This window comes from Burkholderia sp. MBR-1 (genome assembly GCF_013822785.1).
Classification (GTDB): domain Bacteria; phylum Pseudomonadota; class Gammaproteobacteria; order Burkholderiales; family Burkholderiaceae; genus Burkholderia; species Burkholderia vietnamiensis.
Genome location: NZ_CP053609.1, coordinates 1,332,705 through 1,346,153 on the forward strand (window position 1 = coordinate 1,332,705; position 13,449 = coordinate 1,346,153).

General features: G+C 61.9%; 16 protein-coding genes, 1 tRNA gene and 1 pseudogene. 10 read left to right on the top strand and 8 right to left on the bottom strand.

Annotated features, from left to right (window positions below; all coding sequences use genetic code 11):
• Position 1: 1 nt before the first annotated feature.
• Together MBR110_RS06105 and MBR110_RS06110 are read right to left on the bottom strand one after the other, a co-directional pair.
• The gene (locus MBR110_RS06105; protein WP_059568432.1) at positions 2-1,369 is read right to left on the bottom strand and encodes an MFS transporter; all 1,368 of its coding nucleotides are present in this window, start codon (positions 1,367-1,369) and stop codon (positions 2-4) included.
• Between the two features lie 185 nt (positions 1,370-1,554).
• On the bottom strand, positions 1,555-1,935 hold the full coding sequence (locus tag MBR110_RS06110) for a DUF5594 family protein (RefSeq protein ID WP_014723435.1): 381 nt from the start codon (positions 1,933-1,935) through the stop codon (positions 1,555-1,557).
• Between the two features lie 118 nt (positions 1,936-2,053).
• Between MBR110_RS06110 and MBR110_RS06115 the strand changes: the two genes are divergently transcribed.
• Positions 2,054-2,455 carry a hypothetical protein gene (locus MBR110_RS06115; RefSeq protein WP_011885671.1) on the top strand — a complete coding sequence of 134 codons (402 nt, stop codon included), beginning with the start codon at positions 2,054-2,056 and terminating at the stop codon, positions 2,453-2,455.
• Between the two features lie 172 nt (positions 2,456-2,627).
• Here MBR110_RS06115 and MBR110_RS06120 read toward each other — a convergent pair whose 3' ends face one another.
• A complete protein-coding gene (locus MBR110_RS06120) occupies positions 2,628-2,957 on the bottom strand; it encodes a hypothetical protein (protein ID WP_011885670.1) in 330 nt (109 codons plus the stop codon).
• 143 nt (positions 2,958-3,100) lie between these two features.
• On the opposite strand from MBR110_RS06120, the gene eco reads away from it, so the two are divergent.
• Positions 3,101-3,601 (top strand): serine protease inhibitor ecotin, encoded by a 501-nt coding sequence (eco, locus tag MBR110_RS06125; protein WP_059734631.1) that lies wholly within the window; start codon positions 3,101-3,103, stop codon positions 3,599-3,601.
• A gap of 1,215 nt (positions 3,602-4,816) precedes the next feature.
• Here eco and MBR110_RS06130 read toward each other — a convergent pair.
• The 3 genes and pseudogenes from MBR110_RS06130 to MBR110_RS06140 all read right to left on the bottom strand — a co-directional run.
• Positions 4,817-4,978, bottom strand: a pseudogene (locus tag MBR110_RS06130) (Arm DNA-binding domain-containing protein); the annotation flags it as partial.
• 366 nt (positions 4,979-5,344) lie between these two features.
• On the bottom strand, positions 5,345-6,382 hold the full coding sequence (locus MBR110_RS06135) for an STAS-like domain-containing protein (RefSeq protein WP_175916811.1): 1,038 nt from the start codon (positions 6,380-6,382) through the stop codon (positions 5,345-5,347).
• Between the two features lie 111 nt (positions 6,383-6,493).
• Positions 6,494-6,570: transfer RNA gene (locus MBR110_RS06140), tRNA-Met, on the bottom strand.
• A gap of 168 nt (positions 6,571-6,738) precedes the next feature.
• Here MBR110_RS06140 and MBR110_RS06145 point away from each other — a divergent pair.
• From MBR110_RS06145 to MBR110_RS06170, 6 genes are all read left to right on the top strand, one after another.
• Complete coding sequence (locus MBR110_RS06145; RefSeq protein WP_181709217.1) at positions 6,739-7,380, top strand: helix-turn-helix domain-containing protein; 642 nt, start codon at positions 6,739-6,741, stop codon at positions 7,378-7,380.
• Positions 7,381-7,526: 146 nt separating this feature from the next.
• The gene (locus tag MBR110_RS06150; protein WP_181709218.1) at positions 7,527-7,790 is read left to right on the top strand and encodes a helix-turn-helix transcriptional regulator; all 264 of its coding nucleotides are present in this window, start codon (positions 7,527-7,529) and stop codon (positions 7,788-7,790) included.
• Positions 7,790-8,251 (top strand): hypothetical protein, encoded by a 462-nt coding sequence (locus MBR110_RS06155; RefSeq protein WP_181709219.1) that lies wholly within the window; start codon positions 7,790-7,792, stop codon positions 8,249-8,251. The genes MBR110_RS06150 and MBR110_RS06155 overlap by 1 nt, the downstream gene beginning before the upstream one ends.
• 517 nt (positions 8,252-8,768) lie before the next feature.
• Positions 8,769-9,806 (top strand): helix-turn-helix domain-containing protein, encoded by a 1,038-nt coding sequence (locus tag MBR110_RS31980; RefSeq protein WP_220138102.1) that lies wholly within the window; start codon positions 8,769-8,771, stop codon positions 9,804-9,806.
• Between the two features lie 203 nt (positions 9,807-10,009).
• The gene (locus MBR110_RS06165; protein ID WP_181709220.1) at positions 10,010-10,222 is read left to right on the top strand and encodes a helix-turn-helix transcriptional regulator; all 213 of its coding nucleotides are present in this window, start codon (positions 10,010-10,012) and stop codon (positions 10,220-10,222) included.
• Between the two features lie 283 nt (positions 10,223-10,505).
• Positions 10,506-11,309 (top strand): Rha family transcriptional regulator, encoded by an 804-nt coding sequence (locus tag MBR110_RS06170; protein WP_212183899.1) that lies wholly within the window; start codon positions 10,506-10,508, stop codon positions 11,307-11,309.
• Here MBR110_RS06170 and MBR110_RS06175 read toward each other — a convergent pair.
• Entirely contained in the window at positions 11,272-11,646 is a 375-nt protein-coding gene (locus tag MBR110_RS06175) for a BRO-N domain-containing protein (protein WP_212183900.1), read from the bottom strand. The genes MBR110_RS06170 and MBR110_RS06175 overlap by 38 nt on opposite strands.
• A 481-nt stretch (positions 11,647-12,127) precedes the next feature.
• On the opposite strand from MBR110_RS06175, the gene MBR110_RS06180 reads away from it, so the two are divergent.
• Positions 12,128-12,400 (top strand): hypothetical protein, encoded by a 273-nt coding sequence (locus tag MBR110_RS06180; RefSeq protein WP_181709222.1) that lies wholly within the window; start codon positions 12,128-12,130, stop codon positions 12,398-12,400.
• 1 nt (position 12,401) lies between these two features.
• Positions 12,402-12,722: a hypothetical protein gene (locus MBR110_RS06185; RefSeq protein ID WP_060044809.1), complete on the top strand. Its 321-nt coding sequence runs from the start codon at positions 12,402-12,404 to the stop codon at positions 12,720-12,722.
• A 15-nt stretch (positions 12,723-12,737) separates the two neighbouring features.
• Here the strand turns inward: MBR110_RS06185 and MBR110_RS06190 are convergent, their stop codons facing one another.
• Positions 12,738-13,319 carry a recombinase family protein gene (locus tag MBR110_RS06190; protein WP_060044808.1) on the bottom strand — a complete coding sequence of 194 codons (582 nt, stop codon included), beginning with the start codon at positions 13,317-13,319 and terminating at the stop codon, positions 12,738-12,740.
• Positions 13,320-13,449: the final 130 nt, after the last annotated feature.

Below are 13,449 nucleotides of genomic sequence, written 5' to 3' on the forward strand. Positions count from 1 at the left end.
GTCACGCCGCGGTATCGGCCCGCGGCGACGCGATGCGTAGCGTGCTGACCACCGCGGCGACGGCTGCGAAGGCCGCCGCGGCATAGAGCGCGATGGTCGGCCCGTGCTGCGGCGCCACGCCGAAAATCAATGCGACCAGCGCGGCGCCGAGCGTCTGGCCGGTCAGCCGTGCGGTACTGAGCATCCCGCCTGCGCCGCCGCTTCGCTCGCGCGGCGCCGACGACAGCATCGCGCGATTGTTCGGCGACTGGAACAGCCCGAAGCCCGCGCCGCACAGCGCCATCCGCCACACGATGTCGACGGTGCCCGGATGCGCGCCGATCGTCGCCAGCGACAGCAGGCCGGCCGCGAACAGCGCGAGCCCGATGCCGCCGAGGATGCCGGCCGAGTAGCGATCGGACAGCACGCCCGCGAGCGGCGCGGCGAACACGATCACGAGCGGCCACGGCGTCATGTACAACCCGGTTTCGACCTGCGAGAAGCCGAGCGAATGCTGCAGCCAGAACGGCAGCGCGACGAACGCGAGCATCTGCGACGTGAAGGAGGCGACCGACGTGCCGATCGACAGCGCGAACATCGGAATGCGCATCAGGTCGACCGGCAGCAGCGGCGCCGGCTGCGACAACTGGCGCTTCACGAAGAAGTAGCCGATGCCGAGCGCGACCGCGAGTTCGGCCGCGACGTATGCGCGGCTTTCGCCGTGGCCGAGCCCGTCGACGGCCATGATCAGCAGCCCGAACACGCACGCGTTCATCAGCGCGCTCGCAAAGTCGTACGGTGCGTCGTGCAGCGGGTTCGCCGGCAACGCGCGCACGCTGCCGAACACTGCCGCGATGCCGATCGGCACGTTGACCGCGAACAGCCACGGCCACGGCGCGAACGACAGGATTGCGGAGGCGACCGTCGGCCCGATCGCCGACGACAGCGCGACCACCATCGCGTTGATCGAGAGCCCGCGTCCGAGCATCGACGACGGGTAGATCATCCGCACGAGCGCCGCGTTCACGCTCATGATGCCGGCCGCGCCGAAGCCCTGGATCACGCGCATCACGGCGAGCGTCGGCAGCGAGCCGGACAGCGCGCAGCCGAGCGACGCCGCGGTGAAAACCGCCAGCCCGGAGATGTAGACGCGGCGATAGCCGATGCGCTCGCCGAGCGATGCGAGCGGCAGCAGCGTGATCGTGACGGCGAGCTGATAGGCGTTGACGATCCAGATCGATGCGGCGTCGGAGGCGTGCAGGTCGCGCGCGATCGTCGGCAGCGCGACGTTCGCGATCGCGCCGTCGAGCACGGCGAGCGTGATGCCCAGTGCGACGCAGACGATCGCCCAGTAGCGTTGCGGAAGCGGCAGGCCGGTATCGGCGTTCATGTCGGGAGCGAAAGCGTGGTTGTCCGCGCGCCCGGGCGCCGGTTGCGTGCGCAACCACGCTCGCGGGCGCTGGCGATGGGGAATGACCCGGCCGGCACGACGGCGCCGAAGCGGGGCCGGTCGAGTGTATCACCGGGCCGCGTTGCGCGACGCCGGCGTACCGAGCCGCTTGCCGGCGCGCGCACTCAGCCTTCGAAGTCGAGCCCGCCGAGCCGTACCAGCGGTTCCGCCTGCGTGCGCGACGCGAGATCGATGTCGCGTGCGCTTTCCCAGGCATTCAGCTTCTTCGGCAGCGCGCTCAGGTAATGTTCGAAGCGCGCCGCGCCGTCGGGCTCCATCAGCCGTTCGATTTCGTCGGTGTCCCAGGTCAGTTCGAGGTTCAGCGGATAGGCGAAGCCGCTGACGTGCTCGTGCGGTGCGCTGCTGATGTGTACGCGGGTCGGTTGGCCGTGGCCGCCATACGGGACGACGTCGGCGTGCACGTGTTCGGCGAAGAAAGCGGCGATCGCGTGCGCGATGCGCGGCGCGAATTCGGTATCGAAACGGCGGGCGGTTTCGGGCTGCATGCGGGGCGTCTCCTATATGCCGAAAATCGTAGCACGGCAGCGCAGCGTTTCGCTGGGCGCGTGCCCGGTAATCGCGCGTTACCACTTGCTGCATCTATTACGGGCGGGCGCAGCCACAATGCATCGCATTCAGTACCACTTCGCGTGGGAGTCCATCATGAAGAAGATTGCCGCAGTATGTGTGCTCGCCGGTTCGCTCGTCGCGGCGGGGCCGGCCTCCGCGCACGGCCGCGACGGCGGTGCAGTGATCGGCGCGTTGATCGGCGGCGCGGTGCTCGGGGCGATCGTGACGTCGGCGATGAATCCGCCCGTCGCGTATCAGGCGCCCGTGTATCAGGCGCCGGCTTACCAGCCGCCGACCTACTACCAGGCGCCGGCGTATCAACAGCCCGCTTATCCGGCCTATCAGCAGGCGCAGTATCAGGACGACGGACCGAACTATTGCTACGACCGGTATCAGCGCGCGTATGTGTGCGGCGCGCCGGTGTCGGGCGGGTATGCGCAGCCCGGCGGATGGTGAGCGATTTCACCGCTGCACGCGGCGCCGAGCGGGGCGCGGCGTGCAGCATCACGTCACGGAAGGCGAAAGGCCCTCGCACGATGCGAGGGCCTTTCGTCATTTGATGGGGGGCTGGAGGAGCGCGGGCGGCCGGTGTGAGGATACAAACGGTTGCAATTGCGCGGCGCGACGATCAGTGGCGGTGGCCGCCGCCGTCGCCGGGACCGCGTCCGCCGTCGTTCCAGTCGCCCCGACGTCCGCCGCCGCGGCCCCAGCCGCCACGGTTGCCCCAGCCGCCGCGGTCGCGGTCCCAGTGGCGGTTGTCGCGGTGTCCGCGATCCCAGTCGCCGCCGCCGCCCCAGATATTGACGGTGCCATAGACCGGCGCGGCGCCGTAGGCCGGCCCGTAGGCATAGCCGGGATCGGAATAGTACGGCTGCCCGTAGCTGTATCCGGCGTCCGGGGCGACGACGCAACCGGCGAGCAGCGTGGCGACGCTGGCGGTGGCAATGAGCTTCAGCATGATGATCTCCGTGGGTTCCGCTATGAATACCGCGGGCGGAGATCGGCGGCTGTTTGCAATTGTGTCGCGAAATTACGGTGCCGTAAGGTCTTGAGGTGAAAGTGTTAGCATCGGGAGCCTATTTATCAGACAGGAGCACATCGATGAAATACGCGATCCGGGCCGCTTTGGCCGCCTTTTGCGTGACGACCGCCGGTGCGTGGGCGGCGGGGCCGGCATCGGCGCCTGCCGTGTCGGCCGAGTCGATCAAGATGTTCCCGCAACCGGCCGCCGGCCAGCAGCGCGCGGTGATCGCGCTGCCCGCGCTCGACAACGAGGCCGACGCGCGCGTCGAGCTGATGATCGGCAAGACACTGCCGACCGACTGCAATCAGCAGTGGTTCGGCGGCGAGCTTACCGCCGAGGACGTGAAGGGCTGGGGCTATACCTACTATCGGCTCACCGACGTGAAGGGGCCGGCGTCGACGCTGATGGCATGCCCCGGTCAAGCGCCGCAGCAACGCTTCGTGCAGGTGCGCGGCGATGGTCAGCTGTTGCGGTACAACAGCCGGTTGCCGTTGGTCGTGTATGTGCCGGAAGGGTTTGAGGTGCGGTATCGCGTCTGGCATGCGTCGAAGGATATGGGGCAGGCGGGGATGCAGTGAGGCGATGATGCGCGGCCGTGTTCTGCGCGGTGATGGGCTTGCGCATGGGGCCTCAGGCATTGATGAGGTCCGCGTGGGCGGAGAATGCGAGGGGCACTATGCCGTCGCCGAGCCGGGGACGTAGCGAGGCAATCGGCTACTCGCGCATTGCGATTACCGTTTGCCGCACCGTGTCGGAGCGCTCTGCCTAAGGCAGTTCTCGACCTCTTCATACTGAATCGCGGCCCAAGCCTCGCGTTCATCGGGTGAGGTTGCCTGAAACAGACTACTCAGATGCGGACGTCGCTAATGACCCATTGTCGACCTTCCGTAGACGCGCGAGTTGCTGAGAGGATCTCGCTCGATCAGAATAACTTTCCAAATTGCGGTGAGGCAGCGATGGTCAAACCCGTGGTGACAGCGTCGATGTTCCGCTGCGCTCGACCAATACTATTTCGGACCGGTCACCCTAGCTTTCCATTCTCCGTTTGTGGGTCGGGCTTCGTCGTTCGCTACTGCGATAGATTATTCGCAATAACGAGTCGTCATGCAGGTGCCAACTTTAATCTTGCTGATACGCGCGTCCAATATCATCCCAACGCACCAGAAGTTATTGTGACATCGCACTGGTACGTTATTCACGGCGGCAGCGCGTCCGATACAGACCAGTACGATATCGTCGTTCATGGAGCCGACGGTGCGCGGTTGGACTCATCGCTGTTCGGAAACTATCTCCCTTACAGTTTGCCCGACTTAGGTGCGCGGCCGGCTTTTGGCAGGGATTCAATCTTTGCTATCCAAGGGTATCCGACGCACTTACGGGAGTTCGAGTGCGATACAGAATGCGAGTCCATCATCTCTAGCGCAATGCTAATGGACGCAGAGTACGTAGGTCCTTGCAAGACTGCAGAGATGCACCGACTCCGAGTCCACTGCGCGAGCCAGATAGAGTCTTTTGACGGAATGAGCGGGGCACCGGTGTTTCAAGTGTCGGCGGATCATACGCAAGAGGGAAAACAGTGGTTCGCTGGGATGCTGCTCCGGGGCACCCCACAATCCGGCGAAGTCCAATTCCTCGGATACGAGAAAATAATTGGCGTACTCGCGAGGATTGTGAACGGCGACATCGCGCACGCTTACACCGCTCCTCCAACCGCGGTTTAACGGATGGCCAACTTATTGATGCCTTGATGGAGCGGAGTCGCTATCGGCTTACGCGATATGGACTATCTCGGCCCCGGGGGCGAGCGTCTTCTGCTTGCCAAGGAAGCGGTATGAGAAGCGCCAGAACTTCGCGCCGTTCGGGTGGACGAGCAAGGACATTCCATTGCCGTCCGTGAGTTTGTACGGGGCCGCGCCGGCCTTCGCGTTCCGTACCTGTATGTCAGTGAGAGGCATCGTTGGTATCTGTGTTGTTGGTATCTGCTGATACCAACAACACAGATACCAACACTTTCTCCGGCTGTTACTGAGCAACGTTGGGTAACGATGGGAGCTGGAGGTCCGCCAGACGGGCTTGAGCGATGGACTTCTTGTGAATCTTGGGAATGGTTTGAAGTCGACTGGTCCCCCGACAGAATTCATATCTACATGACTATATGGCAGTGGGCGTGGGTATTTGATGAAAAGACCCCCAAAAGAACCCCCAGGCAACCGAGGTCATGTGGGCGACTGCCGCTGACAGCCGCGGTGTCCGCTAAGTATCCTTTTCCGCGGCCATCAGGCGAACCACCGCTTCCTCCAGTGATTCGCCTGACAGAAGTGCTACATACGCGGCGCTGTTGCACGAGTAATCATCTGCTCAACCTGTGGGCTCACGTGAACTGGAACTAGCTCAACCTCAGGGTGGGCGTTCGCGTACACCCGGAAAATTTCGTCAGCAAAAGCCTGGCCTACTGTTTCCACATCTCGGAAGTCGAAGAGCACGACCTTGAACCGATCAACGCGAGCCAGGAGACGCTGTGCCTGTGATCGCGAAACCAAGCTCTCCGCTCCCATTCTCGCCAAACGAACAGGAACGATGGTTTTGCTGAATGTGTATTCGTCGGCCTGAGCAAATTCGTCGAAAACATCCGTCAGCAACCTCTCGGTATGATTGCCATGAGCCATCATGACCCATGTTCCTTCACGGGAGTGATCTCGTTCAAATAGATAATCATCTTCGCCATCAAGATGGTCGAACATCAATCCGCCAGATACGATGCAAAAATGATCGAATGCCCTCGAAGAGAAGAACACTCCCTCACCGGTATGGTTGTCCGGATCCGTAGTCAGCTTACCTTTCGCGAGCTCAAGAATTGCCTGCCGCTCGTCCGGGAGTTTACAGATGCGACTAATACGCTTGAAGATCCCCTCTCCATCATCCTCGATTGAACACACGGTTCCACCAGCATGTAGGTTTGCTCGAACAGTTACAGTCGTTCCCTGTGAGTGCTCAATTGCGTTGTTTAGCATCTCAGTGAAGCCATAGTCCCAAATTTTTAGTGCGTTCTCGCACATAACCTCGGAAAAACCCGGGCGAAAATCTTCTACCCAAACTACATGCTCCTCGATTGATTCGAGTGGATATTTCTTTTCGAGAGACGCGAGTGGAGGTTGCGTATATGTCTTGGGGCGCTTCCCGCTCCCCTCTGCGAGCAATCCGGCGGTCACTAGGCGCGACAGAAGTCCGTTCGCAGCTTGCCGAGAGATGCCGCGACGCTCCTGGAAAACATGGCTTAACGCCGCTTCTTTACCGTCAAATTGCCACAGGATGCGGCTGATTTCGGGGTCAAGTTTCTTCAGGTGCTCAATCGCTGTCATGGAAATTTCTCGTTAGCGCTATGTCAACATGGCGTTCATCGATGTTGACATAGAAGCCCCCCTCAGCGCAAGAAAAAAGCCCGCTTGCTTTCGCACAGCGGGCTTCGATGTTGGTTGCGGGGATAGGATTTGAACCTATGACCTTCGGGTTATGAGCCCGACGAGCTGCCAGACTGCTCCACCCCGCGGCACGGAGGGTAATTGTACTCCGGCACTGCGTCAAACGAATCGTCCTGGCGAGAGCGTTGCGGACTCAATGTTGCTAGGGTGCCACGCGTTCCACACTGGACCGAATTGTGGCCTCAGTTCGACCATCCTTTACAATCTTCTCCCAACTTTTCCAACATTTAGCCGGTATGACCGTTCAGCAATTCCTCGCCCGGCAGCGATCTGGCTTCGTCCTTGCCCGCGACTTGATCGCTCAAATGATGCGCACGAGCGAGTGTACGGAAGCGGAGGCCGCGGCGGCCCTCGAGCAACTGTTGCTGTCGGCCGGGGACGAAGCGCCTCGTTGGTATGAATGGCAAGGGTTCGGCGTTCCTGAAGAGCTGGAAGAGCACGGTGTCGGTAGTGCGCTCCTCATGTTGGCGGAGCTGCAGGGGGAGAACTCACTCTATGACCCACACGTTTCGAAAGCGGAGGTTTACGATCTGTGGATCAATGTCAGTCGCGCGGAGCTTCTGACGCATCACTCAGTTTGGTTCGCATATTCGTTTTGTGGGTTCCGTGCCCAAGAGATATACGCGTCGTTGCGTGGCAAGGAAATTCATATACCTGAAGCAGACGCGATTCTCGGTCCGGCCATGCAGGGCGACGGAAAGGCGTCCTCTGACGCTGCGCCATTGAGTGCCGCGGATAAGCGCGAGATTGCCCTGATGTACTGTGCTGGGGTGTCGGGGACAAAAATTGCGGCCAAATTTCGTAAAAGCCGCCGCACGATCTACGACGTTTTGGATGATGCGGATATCCCGAGGCGGGAGACTAGGCGCCGTAATTGATTGGGTGCGGGTTCACACAGGTTCACATACGCCTGCTTAATGGTCGCCGATACCTTATCGGGTAAGGCCGAGAGGTTCACATTTGCTTCACTCAACTTCACACGCGTAGCGTTGCGCCATGTTCAACTGACCGCGAGGTTCTAAGCATGGCCGCAAATATCCGCAATGCTCCGTCTGCTGGCGGTACAGAGCATGGGCCCCAATCGCTGCCGCTCGACGGCTATACCCGCTGGGGTGACCTGAAGCGCTTCGTTCCGCTGTCGCACGAGTCTGTCCGCAAGCGCGAACTGGCCGGTCGCTTTCCGCGCCGCGTGCAGCTCGGCTCGGCGCGCTGTGTCGCGTGGAAAAATTCCGAGGTTCATCGCTGGTTTGCCGATCCGGTTGGCTACCGCGCACCGGAGGCCCCATAGTGTTGGCTGTCGCGACTTGCGTTCGTGCGACGTTATGGCAGGATGTGGACGCCGTTTTCGCCTTACTGGCGGGATTCGGCAAGAGCGGCGGGAACGATGCGCCAACATCGTTCCCGTCTGACCGCAAAACAACCTATGACGAGGTTCGTTCTATGGCTATCGCCAATTCTACAGGGCAAACACGCCCGCACCTTCAAATCATTCGCGACACCTTGTGTGAAGCAGACCAGATCGCGCCAGCTGCGGGCGCCGAGGTCGAGTCGCTCTGCGACGGGCTCGTTGACCTGGCCTCGCGGCTGACCTCAATCATCGAAGCCGGTTCGACAGATGCCGCTCTTGTTGTCGCTGAACATCTGGCATGGGATCTGGTTGCGAAGGCCGACGATGCGGCGATGCGATTCGCGCCGGCGAAGTCGGTCGCGGACAACCGGCGCGACATCGGGGCCGTGAGGCACGCGTAAGCCCTTATAACCTGCATGCGCGTTTTCTCGGTGGAATCATGAAAATCGCATATTAGCCGATTTCGAGTGGAAAACGCTGGATTTTCAGGTGTGGATGGCGGCGAGCCTTGCTGGATCAGGCTTTCTCGGCTTTCCCCTGTTTCCTTTCTAAGTGAAGATTTGCTTTGGCTGATCTGGAAAAGAAAAAGGCCACCTGTAGCGAGGTGACCTTTGGAAATTCCAGATTTATCCAGCTACGAGAATGTGCCATTAGCGGCAGCGAGCGGATTAAAACGGACAAGTACAGTGAGATTGTGCGGCATGTGCAATTGCCGCACAAGTGAATTAGGCGTCCGACTGGTTGCCGCATCCTTTTCCGGGATGCCATGAAACTTTTGATAAATGAGCGCAGTGCTCTCACCGCTGCGCTCAAAGAAGTAACTCACTCCTATCTCGATTTCTGTGTGATCGTCAGGGGCTCCGTCACGTTTGCGTACAGAGGATTGCGTGGCGCGACTCGATCGCGAGGCGGTGCGCGATGAGCGTACAAGCGATGTCTTGGGCGATTGAGCAGCAGGTCATGCAAGACGCGCCCGCGCGGCACGTGCTTCTCTGTCTCGCGAATTATGCGGACAAGTGGGGCAAGACGGCGTTCCCGTCTGCGTCTACGCTTTCGGCCGATACCGGGTTGTCCGAGCGAACCGTGCGAACGAAGCTCGATCTGCTCGAGCAGGCTGGTTTGATCGCCAAGGGAAACCAGCGAATCGTCGCGGCGCAGATCCCCCGTGCTGACCGTCGCCCGGTTTGCTACGACCTCTGCATGCAACGACCTGAAAGTGTTGCACCCCGGAACCAAGAACGGGGTGCAGGAGACGACGCTACGGGGTGCAGCTCACGCGCGGACGGGGTGCAGCTCACGCAGGAACGGGGTGCGACAGCTGCAGCCAATCCGTCATGTAAACCGTCAATAGAACCGTCAATGATCCGTGAAGCTGCTTCGCTGGCGGCAAATCCGCCCGCTGCGCGCGCTTCGCGCTTGCCGCAAGACTGGGTATTGCCGAAGGCTTGGGGTGACTGGGCGCTTGAAGAGACGGCGCGGCTCGCTTCCGACCATGGTGCTTGGAGTAGCGGCGCGTGGACGGTGGAGCACGTGCGCTTCGAGGCGGAAAAGTTTCGCGACCACTGGCACGGCAAATCGGGCCGCGCCGCGGCGAAGGTGGACTGGCTGGCGACGTGGCGCAATTGGGTTCGCATTGCGGGGCCGATGCGAGGGGCTGAGAAGAAGTCGGGCAGTGCGTGGTGGCGGTCGGACGAGTCAGCGTTCGCGAAGGCGATGGAGGTCGGCGTCGGTTCGGCCCACTTCGGTGAATCGAAGGAGTCGTGGCACGCGCGCATCCAAGCCGCGATCGACAACGGCGGCAAGCCGCCGGCACCGGCCCAAACGCAGCGCCAGTTAGAGCCGATTGCATTGCCTTCGGACGACCGCACTGGCCCGTCCGACGCTAGTCGATCGGCGATGGGCAGCATCAGCTCGCTCCTGAAGACCAAGGTCATCGGCGGAGGGATCTCTGCATGACCGCTGGCCGGTGGATGGCGCCGGATTGGCTTTCGTGACGCGACCATATGTGTGACCGCAAGGTCGTTTCAAAATCCGCTTCTTTCTTGCGCCGCTCTCCGCGGCGCTTTTTTTGCCTGCCTTCCGATTGACGCACTTGGATCGTACAGCCCGGAGCAGTCGTGACGCGCAAATGAAACCTCTAAAACCGTTTGGAGTTTGCGATGAGATCGAATCCCTCGCGCATGAGCGCTGCGCAGATCGCCGAAGTTGCCGGCGTGGGAGTGGCCACGGTTCGCCGATGGGCTGCATGCGGCAACTTCCCGAAACCGATTGTGCTGGGCCCGCGGAGCCAATACTGGCCACGAGTTGATGTGGAGGCGTGGCTGTCCGCGCGTGGTGCGAGCGGCCATGTCGCGGCGCAGGAGGTCGTGTGATGGCGTTGTCGATTCGATGGACGCCTGAGGCCGTTGCGCGACGTGGAGCGGAGTTGCTGCGTGCGCAAGGGGCACTCCGCGATGCAAAGTACGCGTATCAGTGCGCCTGTCAGCGTTACAAAGAACGCATCGGTGGGGATATCGACGTGAGCTCACCGGCATTCCGCCGCGCTACCCGAAAGTCCTACGGGGCGTACCAGCAGGCTCGCGCCGGCACGTACAACGCGCGCCGTCGCTTTGAGACCGCCGTCCGCGGCAGCCGCGCATTCATGGAGGCGATACGATGACAGCGCTCATGAGCCTCAATCCCTCGCCGATCCTCAGCGGCCTGATGATGAGCAGCCGCGAGATCGCGGATCTGGTCGAGTCGCGCCACGACAACGTGAAGGTAACGATCGAGCGCCTTGTCTCGCGCGGGGTCATCGCTTCTCCTGCAATGCAGGAAAAGGCCACAGCAGGCCGCCCGGTGGTCGAGTATTTGGTCGGCAAGCGCGACAGCTACGTGATCGTCGCGCAGCTGTCGCCGGCATTCACCGCGCGACTGGTCGACCGCTGGCAGGAGCTCGAGGCAGCGGAGGCCAAAGCGCCGCAGCCGGGTGTCTCGTCGGGTTCGTTGCAACTCGCTCGCCATATGCTCGATGCGTTGGAGCACCAAGCGCATGAGCTTGCGCTGGCGCGAGCTGAGCAGGCGCAGCAAGCCGTTCAACTGCAAGCGATCGAGCGTCGCGTCGATGATCTCGGCCGGCGTTCGGCGCTTGTGACGGTCCTCGACGAGCGTCCGGCCGGCACAGAGTCGCTTACCCGTGCGACCGAGCGCGCATGGGCGACGTTTGGTCTGCCGACCGAGATTGCGAAGTTCGCCCTGACCGAGTCGGCGCACCAGATCGCACCGCTTCACGAAGTCAAGAACAAGCATGTGGCGAACGCGCCCCCGTACAAGGTGTATCAGCGCGCGCAGGTGACGGTAGCCATTCGCAAGTTCATCTCCGAATGCCACCTGGTATCGAGCTGCGTCGCAGAGCACTGGGCGTACGCGGCACCGTTCCGCATCAATCCGACGGTTTTCCGGATTCCTCGCACGGCGTGACAGCGTGCCGCTCGGGTGCTGCGGCGACCGGGTCGCTGAAGTTCGGCAGTGCGGCGACCGGCGCGACATACGTGCCGGTCTTACGGATCGACGGTAGCACCTCTCCGACGACCCACTCCTCGAAGCGCCCGGCAGACGGCAGCTTCGATCGCATGACGAGGCGGTACACGTCGCGCTCCGGGATGATCTTGAAGTGCCGAACCTGCCCCGAGGAATCCCCGGCATAGGTCTGCGCGCCCTTGCAGTGGGCTCGGATCGCATAATCCGTGTCGGCATAGCCGAGCACGCTTGCCACATCACGCGCCACGAACAACGGCTCCCCATCAACAGTCACCACGCGAACCTGCGCGCCATCGAAAGCGAAGGGGGCCCTGAATCGAGGCACCGTATCGTGCGTCCAAGCCATCAACTCACTGAAACGACGGAGAATTCTGCGCTTCGATCGGCTGCTCCTGGACGGGATGGACGGTCTTTCGTTGTCTGCCGTCCATCGTGACGTGAAACTTTGCTCATAATGGACGCGCCTCTGTAATCCGATGCCTAAGCGAATGCCAACCGATGTCGAGTGGGCCGCTGCACGTCACCGGTACGAAACTGAACCGGGTGTCGGGCTGTCCGCGATTGCCGTTTCTCTCGGAATATCAAAGGGTTCAGCGGGCAACAGGGCGAAAACCGAGAGCTGGCGGAAGTGCGAGAAGGGTACCGCTCTGCCTCATGAACGCGGCAATGGCGAAGCGGGAAAAGTTGCGGAAGGGCCAGCGCCGGCGCCTGAGAGCGCGGCCGCCGTTTACTCTCCGCCATCCACACCGGCTGTCGCGGTGGCTGTCGTCGCTGATGAGCGTGCGCAGGTGGTAGCCACTCATCGGCAAGAGGCCCGCGCGGTTCGTGGTGCCGTTTATCGGGCGCTGAAATCGAAGGATGCGGACGATGTTCGCCTGGCGAAGCTGGCGGCCGAGGCGATGCAGATCGTCCAGAATATGGAGCGTAAGGCGTGGGCGCTCGACGGTGAGCCGAACGTCGGGCCGGGACGGGCTCGGGCCATGTCGGGCCGTATCACCATCAATCGGAAGCCGGGGGTGTCGATTGTCTGATATGAATTTCGCTGACGTCCACGTCGGCGATGAACTGCTCGTCCGCGTCGATGCGATCGATGTCATCGACAATGCCCCACCGCCGGCGGATGAGCCGGATCCAGACGCGCTACTCGCCGATATGCCGGCTGCCGCCCCGGATGCCTCGGAGCGTGCGGCTCGTCTCGGGGCGCTCGTCGTACAGCAGCACGAGGACTGGCAGGCCAACCGGCGCATGGCGCTCGATGCCGCGGCGCGTGGTGATCCAGCCTCGGCTCGTGCTGCGTGGCGCAGCGCCGAGGCGTTGGCAATAGCGTGGCCGTGCCTGTTGGCGACTGCCTGACACGTGCTGCACCTACTATGCTGCGGCAGCATCGCGAAGACGCATGATGGTTTGTCGGGAGACACCGAGGGCTCGTGCAACTGCTGCAACTGTTTCGCCGGCACCGAGGCGTTCGGCGACTTCGGCACGCTTCCCGTCAGAGAGGACGCGTGGGCGGCCTAGCGCTTTTCCGTCCTGTCGTGCGCGTTCTAGCCCTGCTGCGGTGCGCTCGATCAGCAAGTCGCGCTCGAATTCGGCGATCGTCGTCAGGATGCCCATGATCATCTTGCCGGCCGGGCTGGTCAGGTCTGCGCCGCCCAACTGCAGGCAGTGGACGCGCACGCCGATCGCGGCGAGTCGCTCGATCGTTGCTCGCACATCCATTGCATTCCGGCCGAGGCGGTCGAGCTTTGTGACGACGAGCACGTCGCTGTCCTCGAGGCGGTCAAGCAGCTTGGCAAACCCGGGCCTCAATTCTGCGGCGACGCTCCCGCTGATTTTCTCGGTGATGATTCGTTTCGTGTCCACGTGGAATCCGGCTGACTGTACTTCGAGCACCTGATTGGCGGTGGTTTGGTCGGCAGTGCTCACCCGTGCGTATAGAAACGTTCGGCTCATCCCGTTTTCCCTTGTTCTTTGCTGCAAATGTCCAATAACGGTGTCCACACTACTGGGGGTGTCCAGAATTAGCAACCGTAGTTTTTGGACAGGTGGATTCAGGGTGTACAGATACGGTCGGTTTAGGACT